Below are 16,986 nucleotides of genomic sequence, written 5' to 3'. Positions count from 1 at the left end.
TTATGCATTTCTTTACTCGCCGCATAGGCGAAAGTGGCCCCTTAGTCGGGGCTACTTACCCTATCAAAGTGATTGCACTGAACGCCTTCATCTGTCCTTTTAAAGTAATAAATTGCATATTTTTGGTTTTCTTTTATTTTTGCGTTATACGTAGCGCAATCTCTGCTCAGCGGGCATTTTTTATTTCTGCAAATTCTCATAACTGACCTCTACTTAGTTTTCTTTAAAAGCTTTTCGAAGATAGCATCACTCTGTTCTTGATTTTCAGCTTCAACTAATAGGCTATATCTACCACTTATATATCTTACCGCTCTCTGTGCTTCGTCGATCTTGTTAGCGCTATGTGCAGGGAACATGGCATTGCCGTTATCCTTATCCTGGATATTAAACATTTTTGCTTGATAGCTTTCTGCAAAGTTTGCGAAAATTTCAGATTTTTCAGCGCCGAATTTTGTTTCTATTTCCGGTAGAACTTTATTCACTATTTCAGCAAACTCACTTTCCAACTTTGCAATTATTTCATCTTGATTTACAACCTCACCGTTTTTGATTGCATCTTCTAGCAACGAGCGCTGAAACTTTTTACCTTTTTCGGTCTGAACAACAGTTTTTAAAACCTTAACGATTTTGTAGCTATTTTTTGTTTTGATGTTGTAGAAGGTTTGGTTTAAAAGGTCTTTAGTATTCATTTTGATTTACCTTGATTTGCTTTTCCAAGTTCCGCTTGGTCGGTACAGTCTCGCTTGACTGTGTAGCTATAATAGCAAGTGCTTATTTGTTTGTCAATACAAATAACCTTAACTTTTTATGCAACTTCATGCAAGCCTAACGCCGACTCAATGAATGCCTCACCTGATTTGAGTATCAGCGCTGCTTTATCATCACCGCATTTAAGCGCATTGGCTACCATTGGAATGTTATATCTGCGTTTGTAATAAAATGTGATAGCAGCGTAACGCGGTGAGTGTCTTTTAATCTTACGCGATGCATCAAGCCGTTTTTTCGATTCATCTGCCAGCCTTAGCTTACCGACCGCCGAATCAATCGCTAGACCTATATCGTCGCTAATCCAATGCGAATTATCATATAACGGTGTTTCTAGCGACCCCTTGCCTATTCCCGTAGATGACCAAGCGCCCCACTCTTTTAATAGTTCAACAACATCATAATTTGATAGATTCATGCTTAATAATCTCTCTAAGGTCATTTAGGTCTTGGCTATACATATCTACTATTTGAACAATATCGTCGTAATGAGGTCGGTTTTTACCCGATATCCAACCGCTAACCGTGTTTACGTGGACGCCATAATCATCTGCGATTGTTTGATTGGTTAAGGCAAGCTTCGCCTTAATAATGGCGATAACTCGACCGCCCTCAGTTGTTTTCATCTTGCAGCGAGATAGCCAAAGTAAGCAGCACTTCTAGTGTCTTCGTTGCTTCTTTGATTCCACCCGGTAAGCAATTCAAAACGCTTTTTGTTCTTTGCCCAATTACCTGATGTAGGTTTATATAGTGCGTACGATATTTTTAAATCATCAAGAAAGCGCATCAATTCAACTTGGCTTTGCTGACAGGCGCCAACGTTCCTAGCTACTCTAGATTGGAGGGATAAATTCTTTTTCATGTTTCGAGAATAAATGAAAGTATTTGCGCATACGTCCTCTATTGCAAAAAACAACTCAATACTTTCATCTTCTACCGCCGGCGCCACAATTTTTTTCATAATATCGACAAGTGTGAGCGTACTAAGCTCTCGCAGCTGCTTATTTCTATACACCGCAACACCATGCTTTTGAGCATCTGGGTCAACACCTATAATAACTCTGTTCATAATCTACCTCTGATAATGTTTAACAATTCAACCTCAGTGCCAAAGTGCGCTTCAAATTTTCGTTTGCTCTGGTGTATTGCGTTAGGTAAATGACGATGATGATTTGGGCAAAGCGGTATCACGTGATAATGATCGTTACGCTGGCCCATGCCCATGCCAGTCCTAATATGATGAATTTCGCTTGGTGTATCGAAATAATTAATCCGCTCACAGGCAATGCACCCCATTTCTGCGACACGCTTCAAGTGAGCTTTTTCAGCCTTTTTCAAAGCATATTTTCCAAATTAGCCAGAGTGGTGTTGACACTAGAACGCACAACACTAGGAAAACGGCGGCTAGCAATATAATCAAACCACTAACGGTTCCAAAAACACCGGATATGAACAAATCCACTGCCATGGATAATGTGCTCATATAGCTACTCACTTGACGCTCCTTTCGGAATTCCAATTAAACGGGATAACGGCGCCACCCTGAGTAATTCTGTCTACAGAACGTTCACTAATTAACTCTGATATTTTTGCCCTTTCAAGATTAGATATGATGATAGTGGGGAGTATGTTTTGATAGCGCCCGTCGATGATTTCGAAAAGCATGTTGCGCTCATTTTCGCTTCCAGCCTGAACACCAACCTCGTCTATAATTAATAGTCCACATTTTTGTAGTTGCCCAATCACATCACGCTCATTACCTTCGCCCGACCAAGTTGCACGAACTCGCCTTATGAGGTCCGTTAAGTTAGCGTAATCTACATCTACCCCTCTCTTTGAAAGCTCACGACCAATGGCAATCGCCAAGTGAGTCTTACCGGTTCCAACCGTTCCGGAGAAAATTAAACCGCCGCCTGTGTTTTTGATAGCTGTATCAAATCCGGTTAGGTACTTGTGACAAATATTCATAGCCTTGCGCTGCCCTTCGTTTTGAATCACGTAGCTTTTTAGCGAAGCTGAATTAAAACGCTTGGGTATCTGCCGCTCGAACTGCTCAATGCACTCCTTAATTTTTAGCTTTCTTTTCTCTTCACGCTGCAGCTCATGGGCTTTCGAAAGTTTTGCTTGGTAAATGGACTCACAAGTTGGGCATTTGGCGCCGCCAATAGCAGCTCGATGGTTTGATAGTCCACCCAAGGCAAACACTTTAATCTCGTATTCACCATGTTCTTCACAAGTTCCAGTTTCAGTTTCAGTTTCCGTTTCAGTTTGGGTCGTCATAATCAAAACCTCACATCCGCTTCGCCATAATCTCGGCCAGCAAAGTTCTCTGCTCTTGCTGTTCGCTTGTTCTGATGAAAGTTTTTGGGATATGTGGTTTGGTGGCCATTGGCGATAGCTTCATCAATTGCTAATTCGATATCAAACCCTTGCGCATGCTCTCGAGTCAGTTTTGCAATAAACTTTTTAACGGCCAACTCCGTCATTGGTTTTTTCATTTGTTTTCGATGCTCAAGAAATTCAAGAAGCGATGATTCAGGGATAAAATCAGGAAGTTCTGGGAGCGCGATGGTTTTCTCGCGCGGCCTTTCTTTTGTATATATTTCTTTTGTAATAGTAGTTTTCTTTTGTGGGGGTCTAATTGGACAACTTTTGTTAACTGATTGGTTAACTGCTTTTACCGATTGGTTAACTTTTGCTGACTGATTAGTTAACTTTTTAGAGTTGTCTAATCGGTTAACTTTTGTTGCTTGATTAGTTAACTTTTGCTTTTTGCATGAGGCAATTTTTTTCCACTCACTGACAGTTGTATTGACACCAATATTCTTGCCGTTTTTTACTATGACTTTCTTGAGCAAAAGTGATTTGAGGGTTTTAGATGTGTGAGCTTTGCTCATACCAGTTATTTCACTCAACTGCGTAGAAGCTATCCAGTCAGTCTTTTTATGATATCGATACGTTTTACTTATAATCGCGTGAACTACTTGAAACTCACACCCACTTAGTTTTGGCTCATTAACAGCAAGAGCGTTGGTGAGTTCATGAGCCAACCGATCGTAACCGTTTTCAATATCTGCTTTCACAACTGGCCGATGCTCCTCTAAGTTGACAACTTGTGCGGTATTACTCATAATTCGCCTCGTTAAATAGTAATTAAGCCCCTAGCGTTGCTGCGCTTTGATGGGGCTTTTTTATTGCCTAAGTTTAAGTAATGAGCTGCCGGGTCCTAGTACTATCCCGAACGTTCGCTTGGTCCCTTGCCTAAGGCGTATCTATAACGCGATGTTTATAGCGGAAACCTTGTCTTCCGCGACCAAGTAGGATGCAAATGCAATTGAACTGACTAGCTAGCACAAGCGACCACGTTACACGCAACCTCATAGTTCAATTACTGCAAACTCATTAGAATGGCTACTGGATACCGTCCGACAACGAGCACTCTGTCGGCAAGCGCATCTCTCCAATAGCCATTCTTAATTAGCTTTCATCTTAAAACCCCGCTCAGCAGCAGGGTTTTACTTTTTATCGCTTAAATTATTCTATTTATGCTTTGATGTAATTTCGCCAGCCGACCTCATCAGATGGCTTTCGGTTATCACCTCTCACATATAACGCTATTAAAACGCTTTGTTTGTGTTGGTGAGTTAATTGAGTATCAGTATTTATCTCGGCTACACGAGCAGCATTAAAGATGACTGGTGGGTCACTCTTGATGTCAAAAGCCTTTACCAATTCAACATCTGCAGCGTTGTAACCAAGGGTCGGTTCACCCGCTACTGCAATTATTGAAAAGGAAATCGATATAAACGCTGCTATGGCAATCTTGAAAAAAGATTTACGCATTTTCGTTCTCCAGTTAGTTAATCGAAACAACATATTGTTTCACCCAAAAACCCCAATTAAGGGGCGTAGCGCATGTTTTACGTGTTACATGCTCACGTCACGATTTAACTAAAATTAATGCCCTACTTTGCCCGCGGCGGGCTACCACGCATGAAGGCAGTGCATACAACCTTGGCTTACATATTCAGCTGGTCTTGCGCGCGTGCACCTCTCAGAATTACACTAATTAGCAAACGCAAGGGCTCCACATATGTCAGATGGTTTTAATGTCATTGCGGCCTTTTAATTAAAGCTGCTTGTTTATTCCAATACTCTTGGCTATTACCTGGTACCGCAGACAAATTCACTTCAATCGTTTTGCTGTACTTATCACTTAAGTGATTTAGGTCTATTTGCTTGATTTGCTCAACGATGCCGTTTATCTCGTTAAGGCGATTGATTGAACGTGTAAGATTTGGCAATTTGATGTCGTAGATGCAACAGCAGAGGTCTAGAGTGGCGCCACCAGTAAAGTAACGAATCAGGGCATCGACTGTATTAGGACTAAATTTTCCCACTAACGCGCATAGCAACGTAATCCGTTCTTTAGATTCAATGCCGGGTTGCATTGGAATATTCATTACCCATGAACCTTATAAGAATTTAAACCGCTAGCTAATTCACTTAGGTGGCGTTGCGCTTTATTGATTGCTTCAAGAAGTTCATCACGCTCATTAGATGTGATTACCTTATCCTCGATGGCCTGTTGGTAAATATCACATATGTGCCCGGCGGCGCCTTGAGTTTTCAACACACCGTGCATTAAGTCTGATATGGCGCTTTTTTCTGTAGCTGGCCTATACATGGTGAAACCAATCATCCGGCCCATGGCCGATAAAAGTGTTTCGTCACCTGTGATATGAGTTAGGAGAATGACTTCTAGTGCGGTCAGTTTATGAAACTCTTGATCTGGATTTAGCTTGTTTCTCAGCACGTTAGGACTACACCCTATTTTAGGCGCCAATATGTCCAAGCGTTGATACTTTGAAAACGACCGCATTGCATCTTCCAGACAATGTGAATCTTTGATTTCTATGAACGTGTTTTTAGTTTTCATGGGTTGTATCCTGATATTGTTGAAAAACGGAGAAATAAATACATGGACGTATTAACCAGCTTTTTTATATTCGTCAGGTGGATAAATATCTGGCCGGAGCTCGTGACGAGGAACACCAGAAACTTTTTCCACAGCGATTACAAACTCAGCAGGAAGTTTCTTATCTCTGTTCAGCCAAATAGATATCTGTCCTTGCGACTTACCTATTTTTCTGCCCAAACTAGTTTGGCCACCTGCTTGAATAATTGCTCTTTCAAAAGCACTAACCGACATCAAATAAACCCTCATAATATAGCTTATGTTGTAGAGTATCATAGCTTTTGTTGTTTGCAAACAAAAACAAATGTTGTAATAGTCTTTCTATGACAATACAAAAGCGAACTAAGGCAGCTAGGGTTGCCGCCGGACTTACACAGGCTGAATTAGCAGACAAAGCCGGCGTATCCCAAAACGCCATATCAAAAATAGAGAATGGAACTACAAGAAAGCCAAAGGATATTGTAGCGATAGCGAAGGCTTTGAATGTGAGCGTTGAATATCTAAGCGATGGAGATTCCGATTTTCAAATAAATGAGAGTGAAGGTACCTACGGAAGCCATAAAGCTAATCAATTAATTAAAAAAATAAAAAGCCTTAGCGTTCGGGGAACATTGCCAGATTCTGTTTGCGTTGCAATATCAACAATACTTGATTCAGGGTTCGCGCCATTGACGAACGATAAAGATAAAGATACAACCGATAAAATAAACCAAAAGTTAGAACAGAAAATCAATAAATAATCTAATTTAAAACAGGCCCTTGTCATGGAAGATATACTCGTACTGGACGGTTCGGCTTACGTCAATCCCGCAGCAGAAAAAGTTACCGATGGTAGAAGCGCCCTTACCCACATTGCCAACATATTTTACAACGGTAAAATCCAACAGTTTTATCTAAAGTTGTTCGCAACACACAAACAACTATGCAATGAAATAACAGCTTACCTTGCGGCAAAAACTATAAAAGAGCCAGTCGCTGAGCATGCGTGCGTGATAAAAGTTCCGTCTTCGATTATAGAATTATTATCAAACGGCAATGCCGGCGATGTTGTGCCTTACGCTTGGGCAACGTCTGTTGTATCAGGTCCGACGCCCAACACCTACGTTTATAATTCTTATGAATGGAATTTAGCATTAGCTCACCTCAGAGCAATTCCCTCAATAACCAACGCGCTTGCATTTGATAGTTTGATAGCTAATGAGGACCGTAATGCTGGTAATATAATGCTATCAAGCAATCTAAAGTCATATGTCCTTATTGATCATGACCAGGCGCCATTTGAACCCAATTGGAATGCTGACGATTTAGTTCATGACAAACATACAGTGTGTAAATTATCTGATATGCTTTGGAGCAATAAGTTACCCAGAGAAATAAGATCAGGAATAGTACACGCATCATCTGAACACTCGTATGTAATAAATGAATTTATAAAGCAGGCGCTTCCTTGGTGGGAAGCCTTGTTGGCAAGGCATGAAGTAGAACATCTAAAAGACTTTTACACTAAACGCGCTCAGTTTCACGAGCAAAACTTAATGAAAAAAATGAATCTATTATGCTAACCCTTGAAAAGAAAATAATAAAATCATCGAGTGTTAATAACGTAACAGCTAAGTGGTACCAAATACAAATAATGCCAGACATAACTACCGGCGAGCGCTTCAACGTCGGTGTGGTAATAGAGTATAAAGGTGACTTTCAATCTAAGCTGCTATCCAATTTTGACAGAGTTGCCTGTTTATATGGAGAGGACTACGTGCCAACTGCCAAGTTACTTGTTGAAGCGGCTTGGCAAAACGCAGAAGAGGGATCACTGGTAAATAGTAATCACATATACTTTGTTCCGAAACACCCAGCGGCCGGCCAATCCGTAGAAATGCTTTTGGAATACCTTTTTAAAACCACGGTTCCATTGGATAGACCTACAAACGAACAGTTGCAGAAAGTCCTTAAGCGTAAGGCACCAAGAACTGACCCCCTAATAACTTATATGATTAATTCAGCCAAGCGTATGTTTGGTGAAAAAGCAGAAGATGTTTTTGCACCTGAGCCTGAAACACTTGTAACCTTTGAGAAGCACTCAACAAGAGTTAAAGCGCCGATAAGGAGTCGGTTCGCGGTTGCGACTGTCATTCAAGCCAATCAAAAAACAAAAGCAACAGTAGAAAAAAACCTAAGCAAAGGTGCTATGGATATTCATATTTTAAAGAATGTAGAAAGGCAAAATAGAAAGCACGGCGTTGTAATACTTACTCCAGAGTATGACGAAGAATTAGATTTTTCGTTTGATAGCACTATTGAGCGTTTTTATATTGATATGAAATCTAGTGGTATCAAAGTTATTTCGCACGTCGATAGAGATGACTTAACCAAAGATGCGTTCGAGTGGGCGCTAGAACACTAAAAGGAAATTTATGAAACACGCAATTTTAGCAGTGCTAATTATAGCGCTTTCCGGATGCACTTCTGTTGGTTATAAATTTGCGGGTCTATGCCAAATACAAGAAAGCGTTGAGACGTTTGATGATGCTAACACCGTAACGTTCACCAAATGCTTTTCACCAACTGGCTTCACGATGTCTGACGTTCCTATTTTTAAATATGGCTTCATCTGGTCATCGAATAGGCCGGAAGATATTATAATGACACTGCATTTTGACTCATCGGTGCACTCTAAAGCCTACACATCGTTTGAATATGTAGCAGTAAACATGGATGGTCGCCAATATCGATACCCCGCTCGACGATTCACAAACCTTACTGATTCTGGCTACAACAACGTAAGTAACACGATTTATACCTCATCCACCTCATCGGTGACTATTCCGTTTGAAATTTTCGAAAAGATGAACGAACTCGAAGACGTAAGACTTCGAATAAGCTCATCTGATTACATTGATGATATGTTCTATAGTTACAAAGAGTATGGGCTAACCAAATACACACGCCTATACATGGATGATTACCTAGCTGCTATAAACAAATACAGATAATGGCCAATGTCGGTGCTTACAGTTTAATACACTATCTTATGGGTTATATGTATAAACTCCTAGATGCAATCGCTTTTCACAACGCAGCTTCTGTTCTTTATGCATCGATGCGAGAGCAAATAGCTTCAATTACGTCTAGGAGTTTATACGGCGCAATGTTTTTGCCTGCTTGGTATTTCACGAAACAAGACTTTTTAGATTCCTCGGATGATAGTGTAGAGCAGACATAAAGCTTGTTACTTGCACAACCTGAACCCGCCCTACCCCGGCGGGTTTTTTATTGCCTAAAATATAGCTTTTGTTGTTGACACCACAACTTAAGCTATATAATCTATAGCAAATGTTGTTATTAAGGCGCCACCATGAACCCACAAATAAGTATTACATCACCGGCAATAAAACCTTATCCCTTATACATCGATGCGAAGTTGCGTAAAGACCAGCTCAAAGCTAATGGCGTCAATGTGCTTATTAAACCTGGCATTAACAAAAAAGGATGGCGCCTCGTGGACACTAAAATCATTCCAGTTGAAAACGAGCAGCTCCTACCTCAGCACCTAATTGAGTACCGTTACGATCGTTTAGCCGCTTCTATTGAAAATATGAGCTATTCACTTCGCATGGACGGTCACTGGATTGTCGTTATTCGAACTGAGCATGATATGACAGTACGCCATGAATTGGTTGATGGCTTGTGGGTTGAATCATTTAAACGAGGTGAAACTGAAAGCCTTAAGCGTATGCGAATCATCAAATCTCTTATGTCTCAATCATTGAATATAGGTGAGTAACATGGAGCGCTTGATGGATGTTGCAGCTGAACAAATGGCCATAAACGGTGAATGGTACGACGCTAAGCGGATAATGAAAAAGTTTGACCTAAACAATTCAAGCGCGCATTCACTGATAAATCGAATCGTCAGTACACCCCAATTCAAGACAGAAGTGAAATATATAGGACAACGGAAGTTGTTACGCGTACTGCCTGCCAATCACTACACATTCAAAGAGAAGTTGGTTCGATTAGTTTTGTTTGGGCTACATAGAAAAGAATTAATGGACGCGATAAGGATGGATGATGGAAGTACATAATTTCACGCTTGAAGAGTTAATTCATTACGACAAGCCTGTTCCCGCCCAGCTTTGCAGCGAACAATTGAAAGAGTTGGAGCAAGAGGTTTACCACCTCAATACCGTCAACGATGAGCTGAGCCAAGATAATCACAAGTTAAACAAAAAGTTAGCGTCTTGCAAAGATGAATTAGAAACCCTTAAGAATTGCATCATAGAAATGCAAACGAAAATGTCTTTGGGTTAAAGCTATTAGATAAGGAGAAAATAACAATGCCTAAAATAACAAAAGTACCAGGGATTTTTAAGGTTTATGGCGTCAACAAAGTTGCCGTAAAGCAGATCGTAGCCAAAACAATGATCTCGTTTAAAGTTGATAAAAGGCAGCCCACTCAAGATGAGTATGCAGCAGAGCTCGATAAGCGGTGCGCTGAAAATTTTAAGACGATGGGTCCAGTGCCGCTGAGCCAAGCCTTTAGCACTCCATCTTTAGCTTATGAATTCATAGAATTGATGAAACGCACTCAGGCGCCAGACGATTACAGAAACCTCAGTGTTTATATTCACGCTGATAAATTGGATAAAAACAGAACTCCTATGAGGCATGAGAAAACAGGCAAGCCTTTAAAAGTTTGGGTTCAGTACTCCGGTGAAAACAGGGTGGCAGCGTAATGGCAAGTAAAGGTGTTAATAAAGTAATTTTAGTCGGGAACTTGGGCGCAGACCCAGAAGTTAGATATATGCCCAATGGCGATGCAGTGGCGAACGTTAGTTTGGCGACAAGCGAAAGTTGGAAAAACCAGCAAGGTAATCCAATGGAGAAGACTGAATGGCATCGGCTAACCATTTATAGAAAGCTTGCTGAAATTGCGGGGCAGTATCTTAAAAAAGGCTCGCAAATATACATTGAAGGCAAGTTGCAAACACGGAAGTGGCAAGATCAAGTAGGCAACGACAAATACACTACCGAAGTAATTGTGGATTCCCTGCAGATGTTGGGTGGAAAACCAGAACGCCAATCAGCTAACAAAAGCAATTTAAATCCAGACGGCAGTGCCAAGTCACCCCAGCAGCTGGCGGCGGAACGCGCTAAACCCGATAATGGCGCCCCTTTTTAATGGAGAAATGTATGATTGATGAAACAGGCATATTTTTGACACATAACGAGCTCGTTCAGTTAAACCGCATATTCAAAATCATCGGTGAAGATAACCTGCGCACTCACTATTTTATTAAGACTGATATCGAAGCGGTTTATGAAGTGATGGGCAAGGTGTGTGAAGCGATAGAAGAAATGGAATTGGATGGGGCTGCATGACTTTTAAGAGAACATTAATCAAAGCGTTTATGTTCACGCTATTTTTATTCGTCATCTTCTGTTCGGCATTGATGACAGTTATTTTCCTCAAGGGATAGTTTATGTCTAACAACAACTGGAAAACGCCGCCAGAAATATTCGCATATTTCGATGCAGAATATAATTTTAAGTGTGATGTGGCAGCTGATGAAAATAATCACTTATGCGATAAGTACATTACCGAAGAAATGGACACCCTTAAAACTGATTGGCTGTCTTTTGGAGTAATGCCAGGTGAATATGTTTGGCTAAATCCACCCTACTCTAGACCTTTGCCCTTTGTTAAAAAAGCAATCGATGAAAGTTACTTTAACGGTATAGGTTCGGTCTTGTTGTTAAACAACGACATGTCAGTTGAGTGGTCATATTTACTCACCATTATTGGCTGTAAGCACATTGTATTTACTGCTTGTGGCAATAAAAAAGCCAAAACATATCATGGTGGGCGTATGGCTTTCCTTAATGAACAAGACTCACCCGTCAGTCTTAATCCAAAAGGCCAAATCGCTTTCATCATACCGCCATTCGTTAGATACGGCCAAAGCCCAACGGTTAAATATTTACCGCTTATCACCGCAATGAATATCGGTCGAAATGAGATAGAAACTGCGGAGAGCGCAGGGTGACGAGTGAATATCTGTTCAATCAAATCAAATCTATTCACAGACTTGTGTTGAATAATTTTGAGTATAACGCGGACCAAAAAACGTTCAACGTTCGCGGGACCCTGCCAGAAAATACCTATGATGGCACTCAATACTTGGTCGGTGACTGTGAGGACTTTGCTCTAGCGTGCAGGAAGTTATGCCGCGACGCTGAGATTCTACATGGACAAATGGTGATGTGTATTGATTGTGGCGGAAGTATGCACTGTGTTTTTGAGGTTGGCGGTTGGATATTAGATTGTCGGCAAGCACAAGTGATGGCACGCGATGACCTAGCTTACGATTGGGTGGCCGTTAGACAATTCAGTGGAGGCGGAAAGTGGACGGCTTTATAAGTTACACAATTATCACTATTTGCATCGCTCTGCTGCATTCTTTCAGATTTAGCGCTGAATATTTAAATATAAAGGAGTTTGCATGAACGCATACACAAAATACGTAAAGGCTCGGCAGATAATCATTCACTTAACGGCCAAGCTGCCCGAACTCAAGCAAGCGGCCATAGCTGAAATTAAGAATGCGCATGCTGAATACCCTGAGATATTTGGCAAAGAGGTTAGCAACGATAAACCTGTGGCTATTTCCAAAACGGAAACTGCCACCAAGCCCGACATGCCAAATAAACCAAAAGCTGGACGCAAGCCAAGTAAAAAGCCCGGTAAGCGATTTAATAACTGGACGATTATTAAGCTAACCGAAAATTATAAAGCTCTGTGTAGGTGTGTATGCGGGAAAGAGAAAGAAGTGTTCCGCACGGACTTGGGTAAAACAATCGGCTGTGGCTGCATGCGTAAAAAAGAGTTTGAACAAAAGCAAAACGGAACTACTTCGCCTGCCAAGTCAGTGCAAACCGTTAAGGTTGAAATGCCAGTTCAACAGCAGCCAGTTAAGCCAAAGGTGCGCGTAAGTGAAGATGCAAAGCGACAAGCTGAAGCAAGACGCAAAACCGAAAAGCTGAAAGAAGATATTGCGTTGGCTAGAGAACTGGAGAGTTATTGATGAATCAGCCAATTCTATTTAGAGAGCTTATAGTTGATAACTTCGCAGGTGGCGGCGGCGCCAGCCAAGGAATTTATGAGGCGACTGGTATACACGTTGATATTGCGATAAACCATGATCAAGCTGCTATCGGCATGCATGAAATGAATCACCCTGCAACTAAGCACTATTGCGAGTCTGTTTGGGATATCAACCCCAAAGAAATTATAAAGGGGCGCCCTATTTCTCTAGCTTGGTTTAGCCCAGACTGTAAACATTTCAGTAAGGCCAAAGGTAGCAAGCCAGTGAGTAAGAACATACGCGGTTTAGCTTGGGTTGCATTACGATGGGCAGCAACAGTCAAACCCCGCGTGATCATGCTTGAAAATGTAGAAGAGTTTAAGACTTGGGGGCCAGTTCTTGAGAACGGGATGCCTTGCCCCGACAGAAAGGGCAAAACATTTGATTCATTTATCCGGGCACTTGAGCGACAAGGGTATAAGGTTGAGTTCAAAGAGCTGCGAGCATGCGACTATGGCACACCAACGATAAGAAAACGTCTTTTCATGATAGCGCGGCGTGACGGTAACAAAATAGTATGGCCCAAACCAACGCACGGTGACCCTAAATCAAAAGAAGTTAAGTCGGGCAAGTTAATGCCATGGCCAACCGCTGCAGATTGTATTGATTGGTCAATACCATGCAAATCAATCTTTAACCGTAAGCGTCCACTTGCTGAAAATACCATGCGAAGAATTGCTAAGGGAATCAAGCGTTACGTCATTGACGCTGATGAGCCGTTTATTGTTAAAGGCCATGCGCCTTTCATAATGAAATATTATGGCGGTGTCACGGGCAGCCAGGCAACGGAACCACTTCCTACAGTTACAACGGTTGATCATAATGCTCTAGTTGTTGCTTTTCTTACTCAATACTACACAGAAACCGAAGGAAGTGAGTTTAGAGGGCAAAGCTTAGAAAGTCCTTTGTGCACGGTAACCACCGCCAATCGTTATGGATTAGTGACCAGCCATATGATTAAGCTACGCGGAACAAACATAGGCCATGGAACTGATGAACCTATTCACACAATATCAGCAGGCGGTAACCATATCGGTGAAGTTCGCGCTTTCTTAGTTAAGTATTACGGTAGCGAAAAAGATGGGTGCTCTTTGAACGAGCCACTTCATACCATCACGACAAAGGATAAGTTCGGTTTGGTAATGGTGAAAGGCTGCCTTTATCGAATTACCGATATCGCCATGCGCATGCTTCAACCGCGTGAGCTCTTCTTGGCTCAAGGGTTCCCTACCGATTATATAATTGATGTTGATAAGTATGGAAAGCAAATCACCAAAAAGGACCAAGTAGCAAGATGTGGTAATTCTGTCTGCCCTCCATTAGCTAGGAACCTGGTGCAAGCAAATCTGCCCGAGCTCGCTTTGCACAATGCCAGTTATGCAGGAACAGATTATCAATCAAAACTCGCGGCAGGGGCAGAATGAAACTACAAAACGCATCAAATAATCTTGAAGAAATGTGCAAGGCGGTTATAGAAGGAAAGCAGTTGCAGTGGAGCGCTAACGCAAAAGACTGGCACTTAAAGCATCCTCACTTTTTGTTTACAAAAGACGGATTAGCTTTGCACTGGCGCGTAAAGCCTGATGCTTTTGATGAGCAATGGAAAATATTCATAAATAATTTCCCTAATAGAGAATCTGATTTGTCACTTTTTGATGTGGCTAAATATTTCTGGAACGCCGCAATAGCGCGTAAGGAGAGTGGAGATGCTTGATAAAAAACAAGTAGCGAGCGCTGTAGCGTTGGAGCTTTCGCGACCATCGTCGGCAGTGACTAACGAAGAATTGCAACAACTCAAGAAGATTGTGGATGATTCGCCGGATAGTACTCAGATGTTTGGTGTTACGTTTGGTGGCGATTACGTACCGTTGTTTCAATGTGGTGAAAGTCAAGAATGGCTATATTGGACGGGTTTTGAATGGTCACCAACTACATTGGAAATAGGTGAGGAACTTATAAAACCCGAAATGTTGAAAACAATCATAGCTCAAGCGGAAACTATAAACGAAATGAGCCAACTTTGTTTAACCAACGGCGAAGTTAATAGAATAAAAGCCGATGCGGTTCGTGAATTTTTTGATTCGTTAGAGCCTAGAATTCAAATAGGTAAAAGTAAGCTTTGGCAAATCGAAACACAAAAAGTTAATGAATACGCTGACAAATTGGAGCAAGGCGAATGAATAAAGGTGAATTAGAAAGATTAAAAGAGTTGGCTGATAGATTAATTCAATCAGGCGCAAAGGCGCAGTTCGTAAGTGCATCAGAAACACATGAAATACGTGATGGAATATTCGAGTTAATTTCGAGACTAGAACAGGAGCAAGGCCAATGAATGACCTAGTAAAGCAACTACGAATCAAAGCTGGCGTTATCGAAATGGGCGAGCGCATTTCATTTGGCAGCGAAACATCGTTGATGTTTAAAGCGGCTGATGAGATAGAAAAGCTGAAAAACGACATTTCGGTAATGATTCAAAAAGCCGCTTCAAAAAATTTGCCTGCGTATCGTGAGCAAAGTCAAAAAATGCTGGCGGCTATAGAAGAAAACGAAAAGCAAGCAAAGCGCATTGCGGAGTTAGAGCAAGAGCGAGACGAATATCACTCAATGGTTGTTTACACAGGAATGATTATGGAAGAATCAGAAGGTGTTGCTGGCTATCACCTTAATGGTGATTTAGCGCCTTGGGATGAGCTATTTACAAGCCCTGAATATAAGTCGGCGTTAGCAATACGCGACCTTGAGCAACAGGCATTGGGCGTAGAAAGTGCGTCACAATATGCACTTAATAAGTTTCCTAATGGCGCTATACATTCAATGGCTGAATACGCAAACAAACTACGCGAAAAAGCCGAAGCGCTAAGGGGGTGAAGGGTGAAAATACTCAAGGGCGAAGATATAGCCATTATGACTGGCTACTCAAAAACTGCATATCAACAGAAGTGGTTTAATGAAAAAGGCTATACATACCAGATAAACGGCAAAGGAGAGCTTTGGACTACTGACGACTGGATGAATGGCAAAGACAAATACGCCAGCAATGACGATGGATTTAATATGGAGTTCTTAGAAGATGCCTCGTAGACGAATAGACTCATCATTGGCATGGATGCCTGCACGTGTTTACATTCAGCGTGATAAGTATGTGTATCAGCCTAAATCTGGTGGAAAAATAACGCTATGCAAAATAAGTGAAGGTAAGCTCGCATGTATTAAGCGATATGAACAAGTGGTTGAATCAATGGATGATAGAAAGCTATTTAAACGTGTCATTGATTTATTCTTTGCCAGTGATGCGTTTAAAAGGCTTTCTGTGCGCACTAGAAAGGATTATGAGGTATATCGACCTGTTATTGTGTCTGCGTTCGGTAAAATGCGCCCTAACGCTATTCAGCCGCATCATGTCCGCTTATTTATGGATAAGTTAGCAAAGAGCAAAGGAACAGTAGCAAAACCTGCTAACGCAACCGCAAATCGACACAAAGCACTAATGCAAAAAATATGCTCTTGGGCGTATGAGCGCGGCAAGATTAAAATAAACCCCTGTGTCGGTGTCGTTAAGCTGCACGAGCAATCACGCAGTCGTTATATCACAGATAAAGAATACGAAGCTATTTATGATGCCGCAGTGCCTTCGTGCCGGGTAGCTATGGAAATAAGCTACCTTTGCATGGCACGTATTTCTGACGTTGTTAACCTTAAAATGAATAACATACTTGATGAAGGTATTTATATCGAACAAGGTAAAACAGGCAAGAAACAAATCAAGTTATGGTCAGAACGTTTACGCAAAGCTGTAGATGATGCGAAAGCCCTGCCCTGCAAACCGGGCATGTTCACGATGTTTCTATTCAACAAACCAGACGGCTCACGCTATGCGGTTCGAGCAATACAAGCCCAGTACAAAAAGGCATGCGTGTTGGCTGGTGTTGAGGGTGTCACGCTTCATGACCTTAAGAGTAAGGCAATATCTGACTTCGAAGGAACGCTACAAGAAAAGCAAGATGCTGCAGGCCATAGCAATTCAGCTATGACGCAGAAGTATGATCGTAAAATAAAACACGTAAGGAGTGTTAAGTGACCCACTGGATGCCGCTTCCT

The 16,986-nt window shown here is 41.6% G+C and carries 29 protein-coding genes and 1 pseudogene; 19 read left to right on the top strand and 11 right to left on the bottom strand.

The genetic code is table 11. The annotated features are described in order from the left end of the window. Positions 1-209: 209 nt before the first annotated feature. The 11 genes from ACFO4O_RS04255 to ACFO4O_RS04205 all read right to left on the bottom strand — a co-directional run bounded on the left by ACFO4O_RS04255 (position 210) and on the right by ACFO4O_RS04205 (position 5,977). Positions 210-689, bottom strand: a complete 480-nt coding sequence (locus tag ACFO4O_RS04255; RefSeq protein WP_382406118.1) for a hypothetical protein — start codon at positions 687-689, stop codon at positions 210-212. 116 nt (positions 690-805) lie between these two features. Beyond that, positions 806-1,183, bottom strand: coding sequence for a hypothetical protein (locus ACFO4O_RS04250; RefSeq protein ID WP_382406117.1), 378 nt, complete (start codon positions 1,181-1,183; stop codon positions 806-808). Then, on the bottom strand, positions 1,164-1,391 hold the full coding sequence (locus ACFO4O_RS04245; RefSeq protein WP_382406116.1) for a helix-turn-helix domain-containing protein: 228 nt from the start codon (positions 1,389-1,391) through the stop codon (positions 1,164-1,166). The genes ACFO4O_RS04250 and ACFO4O_RS04245 overlap by 20 nt, the downstream gene beginning before the upstream one ends. After that, positions 1,388-1,834, bottom strand: coding sequence for a hypothetical protein (locus ACFO4O_RS04240; protein WP_382406115.1), 447 nt, complete (start codon positions 1,832-1,834; stop codon positions 1,388-1,390). Before ACFO4O_RS04240 ends, ACFO4O_RS04245 begins: the two co-directional genes overlap by 4 nt. Continuing rightward, a complete protein-coding gene (locus ACFO4O_RS04235) occupies positions 1,831-2,103 on the bottom strand; it encodes a Ref family recombination enhancement nuclease (protein ID WP_382406114.1) in 273 nt (90 codons plus the stop codon). The genes ACFO4O_RS04240 and ACFO4O_RS04235 overlap by 4 nt, the downstream gene beginning before the upstream one ends. Positions 2,104-2,256: 153 nt before the next feature. After that, positions 2,257-3,045, bottom strand: a complete 789-nt coding sequence (locus ACFO4O_RS04230) for an ATP-binding protein (protein ID WP_382406113.1) — start codon at positions 3,043-3,045, stop codon at positions 2,257-2,259. Between the two features lie 2 nt (positions 3,046-3,047). Next, the gene (locus ACFO4O_RS04225; protein ID WP_382406112.1) at positions 3,048-3,896 is read right to left on the bottom strand and encodes a replication protein; all 849 of its coding nucleotides are present in this window, start codon (positions 3,894-3,896) and stop codon (positions 3,048-3,050) included. A gap of 412 nt (positions 3,897-4,308) precedes the next feature. Then, complete coding sequence (locus ACFO4O_RS04220; RefSeq protein WP_382406111.1) at positions 4,309-4,608, bottom strand: hypothetical protein; 300 nt, start codon at positions 4,606-4,608, stop codon at positions 4,309-4,311. 269 nt (positions 4,609-4,877) lie between these two features. Then, on the bottom strand, positions 4,878-5,228 hold the full coding sequence (locus ACFO4O_RS04215) for a hypothetical protein (protein WP_382406110.1): 351 nt from the start codon (positions 5,226-5,228) through the stop codon (positions 4,878-4,880). Beyond that, positions 5,228-5,704, bottom strand: coding sequence for a phage regulatory CII family protein (locus ACFO4O_RS04210; protein ID WP_382406109.1), 477 nt, complete (start codon positions 5,702-5,704; stop codon positions 5,228-5,230). The genes ACFO4O_RS04215 and ACFO4O_RS04210 overlap by 1 nt, the downstream gene beginning before the upstream one ends. Positions 5,705-5,755: 51 nt before the next feature. Next, the gene (locus tag ACFO4O_RS04205; RefSeq protein ID WP_382406108.1) at positions 5,756-5,977 is read right to left on the bottom strand and encodes a transcriptional regulator; all 222 of its coding nucleotides are present in this window, start codon (positions 5,975-5,977) and stop codon (positions 5,756-5,758) included. An 89-nt stretch (positions 5,978-6,066) separates the two neighbouring features. On the opposite strand from ACFO4O_RS04205, the gene ACFO4O_RS04200 reads away from it, so the two are divergent. The 19 genes and pseudogenes from ACFO4O_RS04200 to ACFO4O_RS04110 all read left to right on the top strand — a co-directional run bounded on the left by ACFO4O_RS04200 (position 6,067) and on the right by ACFO4O_RS04110 (position 16,966). Further along, positions 6,067-6,483, top strand: a complete 417-nt coding sequence (locus tag ACFO4O_RS04200) for a helix-turn-helix domain-containing protein (protein ID WP_382406107.1) — start codon at positions 6,067-6,069, stop codon at positions 6,481-6,483. Between the two features lie 24 nt (positions 6,484-6,507). Next, positions 6,508-7,305: a HipA family kinase gene (locus ACFO4O_RS04195; protein ID WP_382406106.1), complete on the top strand. Its 798-nt coding sequence runs from the start codon at positions 6,508-6,510 to the stop codon at positions 7,303-7,305. Then, entirely contained in the window at positions 7,299-8,147 is an 849-nt protein-coding gene (locus tag ACFO4O_RS04190) for a DUF3037 domain-containing protein (protein WP_382406105.1), read from the top strand. The genes ACFO4O_RS04195 and ACFO4O_RS04190 overlap by 7 nt, the downstream gene beginning before the upstream one ends. Before the next feature lie 10 nt (positions 8,148-8,157). Beyond that, complete coding sequence (locus tag ACFO4O_RS04185; RefSeq protein WP_382406104.1) at positions 8,158-8,736, top strand: hypothetical protein; 579 nt, start codon at positions 8,158-8,160, stop codon at positions 8,734-8,736. A gap of 362 nt (positions 8,737-9,098) precedes the next feature. After that, a complete protein-coding gene (locus ACFO4O_RS04180) occupies positions 9,099-9,527 on the top strand; it encodes a hypothetical protein (RefSeq protein ID WP_382406103.1) in 429 nt (142 codons plus the stop codon). Positions 9,528-9,814: 287 nt separating this feature from the next. Then, positions 9,815-10,054 carry a hypothetical protein gene (locus tag ACFO4O_RS04175; protein ID WP_382406102.1) on the top strand — a complete coding sequence of 80 codons (240 nt, stop codon included), beginning with the start codon at positions 9,815-9,817 and terminating at the stop codon, positions 10,052-10,054. A 26-nt stretch (positions 10,055-10,080) separates the two neighbouring features. Next, complete coding sequence (locus tag ACFO4O_RS04170; RefSeq protein ID WP_382406101.1) at positions 10,081-10,479, top strand: hypothetical protein; 399 nt, start codon at positions 10,081-10,083, stop codon at positions 10,477-10,479. Continuing rightward, positions 10,479-10,844 (top strand): annotated as a pseudogene (ssb, locus tag ACFO4O_RS04165) (single-stranded DNA-binding protein); the annotation flags it as partial. The gene ACFO4O_RS04170 and the pseudogene ssb, both read left to right, overlap by 1 nt. Positions 10,845-10,936: 92 nt before the next feature. Then, positions 10,937-11,125 (top strand): hypothetical protein, encoded by a 189-nt coding sequence (locus ACFO4O_RS04160; protein WP_382406100.1) that lies wholly within the window; start codon positions 10,937-10,939, stop codon positions 11,123-11,125. Positions 11,126-11,226: 101 nt separating this feature from the next. Further along, entirely contained in the window at positions 11,227-11,790 is a 564-nt protein-coding gene (locus ACFO4O_RS04155; protein ID WP_382406099.1) for a DNA N-6-adenine-methyltransferase, read from the top strand. After that, complete coding sequence (locus ACFO4O_RS04150; protein WP_382406098.1) at positions 11,787-12,164, top strand: transglutaminase-like cysteine peptidase; 378 nt, start codon at positions 11,787-11,789, stop codon at positions 12,162-12,164. Before ACFO4O_RS04155 ends, ACFO4O_RS04150 begins: the two co-directional genes overlap by 4 nt. 82 nt (positions 12,165-12,246) lie before the next feature. After that, positions 12,247-12,828, top strand: a complete 582-nt coding sequence (locus ACFO4O_RS04145; RefSeq protein ID WP_382406097.1) for a hypothetical protein — start codon at positions 12,247-12,249, stop codon at positions 12,826-12,828. Then, positions 12,828-14,312 carry a DNA cytosine methyltransferase gene (locus ACFO4O_RS04140; RefSeq protein WP_382408225.1) on the top strand — a complete coding sequence of 495 codons (1,485 nt, stop codon included), beginning with the start codon at positions 12,828-12,830 and terminating at the stop codon, positions 14,310-14,312. The genes ACFO4O_RS04145 and ACFO4O_RS04140 overlap by 1 nt, the downstream gene beginning before the upstream one ends. Then, positions 14,309-14,602: a hypothetical protein gene (locus ACFO4O_RS04135; protein WP_382406096.1), complete on the top strand. Its 294-nt coding sequence runs from the start codon at positions 14,309-14,311 to the stop codon at positions 14,600-14,602. Before ACFO4O_RS04140 ends, ACFO4O_RS04135 begins: the two co-directional genes overlap by 4 nt. After that, positions 14,595-15,068, top strand: coding sequence for a hypothetical protein (locus ACFO4O_RS04130; RefSeq protein WP_382406095.1), 474 nt, complete (start codon positions 14,595-14,597; stop codon positions 15,066-15,068). Before ACFO4O_RS04135 ends, ACFO4O_RS04130 begins: the two co-directional genes overlap by 8 nt. Further along, complete coding sequence (locus ACFO4O_RS04125; protein ID WP_382406094.1) at positions 15,065-15,220, top strand: hypothetical protein; 156 nt, start codon at positions 15,065-15,067, stop codon at positions 15,218-15,220. Before ACFO4O_RS04130 ends, ACFO4O_RS04125 begins: the two co-directional genes overlap by 4 nt. Next, positions 15,217-15,756, top strand: a complete 540-nt coding sequence (locus ACFO4O_RS04120) for a hypothetical protein (RefSeq protein WP_382406093.1) — start codon at positions 15,217-15,219, stop codon at positions 15,754-15,756. The genes ACFO4O_RS04125 and ACFO4O_RS04120 overlap by 4 nt, the downstream gene beginning before the upstream one ends. Positions 15,757-15,759: 3 nt before the next feature. Beyond that, positions 15,760-15,969 carry a DUF4224 domain-containing protein gene (locus ACFO4O_RS04115; protein WP_382406092.1) on the top strand — a complete coding sequence of 70 codons (210 nt, stop codon included), beginning with the start codon at positions 15,760-15,762 and terminating at the stop codon, positions 15,967-15,969. Next, positions 15,959-16,966 carry a tyrosine-type recombinase/integrase gene (locus ACFO4O_RS04110; protein ID WP_382406091.1) on the top strand — a complete coding sequence of 336 codons (1,008 nt, stop codon included), beginning with the start codon at positions 15,959-15,961 and terminating at the stop codon, positions 16,964-16,966. The genes ACFO4O_RS04115 and ACFO4O_RS04110 overlap by 11 nt, the downstream gene beginning before the upstream one ends. Positions 16,967-16,986: the final 20 nt, after the last annotated feature.

It is taken from the genome of Glaciecola siphonariae (genome assembly GCF_042652645.1).
Lineage (GTDB): Bacteria > Pseudomonadota > Gammaproteobacteria > Enterobacterales > Alteromonadaceae > Glaciecola > Glaciecola siphonariae.
This window is presented reverse-complemented; position numbering and strand designations above follow the sequence as displayed.

Bases quoted from the DNA above. Each gene is read 5' to 3' on its own strand.
- ACFO4O_RS04255 (WP_382406118.1), bottom strand. From the start codon at position 689: ATGAATACTAAAGACCTTTTAAACCAAACCTTCTACAACATCAAAACA.
- ACFO4O_RS04250 (WP_382406117.1), bottom strand. From the start codon at position 1,183: ATGAATCTATCAAATTATGATGTTGTTGAACTATTAAAAGAGTGGGGC.
- ACFO4O_RS04245 (WP_382406116.1), bottom strand. From the start codon at position 1,391: ATGAAAACAACTGAGGGCGGTCGAGTTATCGCCATTATTAAGGCGAAG.
- ACFO4O_RS04240 (WP_382406115.1), bottom strand. From the start codon at position 1,834: ATGAACAGAGTTATTATAGGTGTTGACCCAGATGCTCAAAAGCATGGT.
- ACFO4O_RS04230 (WP_382406113.1), bottom strand. From the start codon at position 3,045: ATGACGACCCAAACTGAAACGGAAACTGAAACTGAAACTGGAACTTGT.
- ACFO4O_RS04225 (WP_382406112.1), bottom strand. From the start codon at position 3,896: ATGAGTAATACCGCACAAGTTGTCAACTTAGAGGAGCATCGGCCAGTT.
- ACFO4O_RS04220 (WP_382406111.1), bottom strand. From the start codon at position 4,608: ATGCGTAAATCTTTTTTCAAGATTGCCATAGCAGCGTTTATATCGATT.
- ACFO4O_RS04215 (WP_382406110.1), bottom strand. From the start codon at position 5,228: ATGAATATTCCAATGCAACCCGGCATTGAATCTAAAGAACGGATTACG.
- ACFO4O_RS04210 (WP_382406109.1), bottom strand. From the start codon at position 5,704: ATGAAAACTAAAAACACGTTCATAGAAATCAAAGATTCACATTGTCTG.
- ACFO4O_RS04205 (WP_382406108.1), bottom strand. From the start codon at position 5,977: ATGTCGGTTAGTGCTTTTGAAAGAGCAATTATTCAAGCAGGTGGCCAA.
- ACFO4O_RS04200 (WP_382406107.1), top strand. From the start codon at position 6,067: ATGACAATACAAAAGCGAACTAAGGCAGCTAGGGTTGCCGCCGGACTT.
- ACFO4O_RS04195 (WP_382406106.1), top strand. From the start codon at position 6,508: ATGGAAGATATACTCGTACTGGACGGTTCGGCTTACGTCAATCCCGCA.
- ACFO4O_RS04190 (WP_382406105.1), top strand. From the start codon at position 7,299: ATGCTAACCCTTGAAAAGAAAATAATAAAATCATCGAGTGTTAATAAC.
- ACFO4O_RS04185 (WP_382406104.1), top strand. From the start codon at position 8,158: ATGAAACACGCAATTTTAGCAGTGCTAATTATAGCGCTTTCCGGATGC.
- ACFO4O_RS04180 (WP_382406103.1), top strand. From the start codon at position 9,099: ATGAACCCACAAATAAGTATTACATCACCGGCAATAAAACCTTATCCC.
- ACFO4O_RS04175 (WP_382406102.1), top strand. From the start codon at position 9,815: ATGGAAGTACATAATTTCACGCTTGAAGAGTTAATTCATTACGACAAG.
- ACFO4O_RS04170 (WP_382406101.1), top strand. From the start codon at position 10,081: ATGCCTAAAATAACAAAAGTACCAGGGATTTTTAAGGTTTATGGCGTC.
- ACFO4O_RS04160 (WP_382406100.1), top strand. From the start codon at position 10,937: ATGATTGATGAAACAGGCATATTTTTGACACATAACGAGCTCGTTCAG.
- ACFO4O_RS04155 (WP_382406099.1), top strand. From the start codon at position 11,227: ATGTCTAACAACAACTGGAAAACGCCGCCAGAAATATTCGCATATTTC.
- ACFO4O_RS04145 (WP_382406097.1), top strand. From the start codon at position 12,247: ATGAACGCATACACAAAATACGTAAAGGCTCGGCAGATAATCATTCAC.
- ACFO4O_RS04140 (WP_382408225.1), top strand. From the start codon at position 12,828: ATGAATCAGCCAATTCTATTTAGAGAGCTTATAGTTGATAACTTCGCA.
- ACFO4O_RS04135 (WP_382406096.1), top strand. From the start codon at position 14,309: ATGAAACTACAAAACGCATCAAATAATCTTGAAGAAATGTGCAAGGCG.
- ACFO4O_RS04130 (WP_382406095.1), top strand. From the start codon at position 14,595: ATGCTTGATAAAAAACAAGTAGCGAGCGCTGTAGCGTTGGAGCTTTCG.
- ACFO4O_RS04125 (WP_382406094.1), top strand. From the start codon at position 15,065: ATGAATAAAGGTGAATTAGAAAGATTAAAAGAGTTGGCTGATAGATTA.
- ACFO4O_RS04120 (WP_382406093.1), top strand. From the start codon at position 15,217: ATGAATGACCTAGTAAAGCAACTACGAATCAAAGCTGGCGTTATCGAA.
- ACFO4O_RS04110 (WP_382406091.1), top strand. From the start codon at position 15,959: ATGCCTCGTAGACGAATAGACTCATCATTGGCATGGATGCCTGCACGT.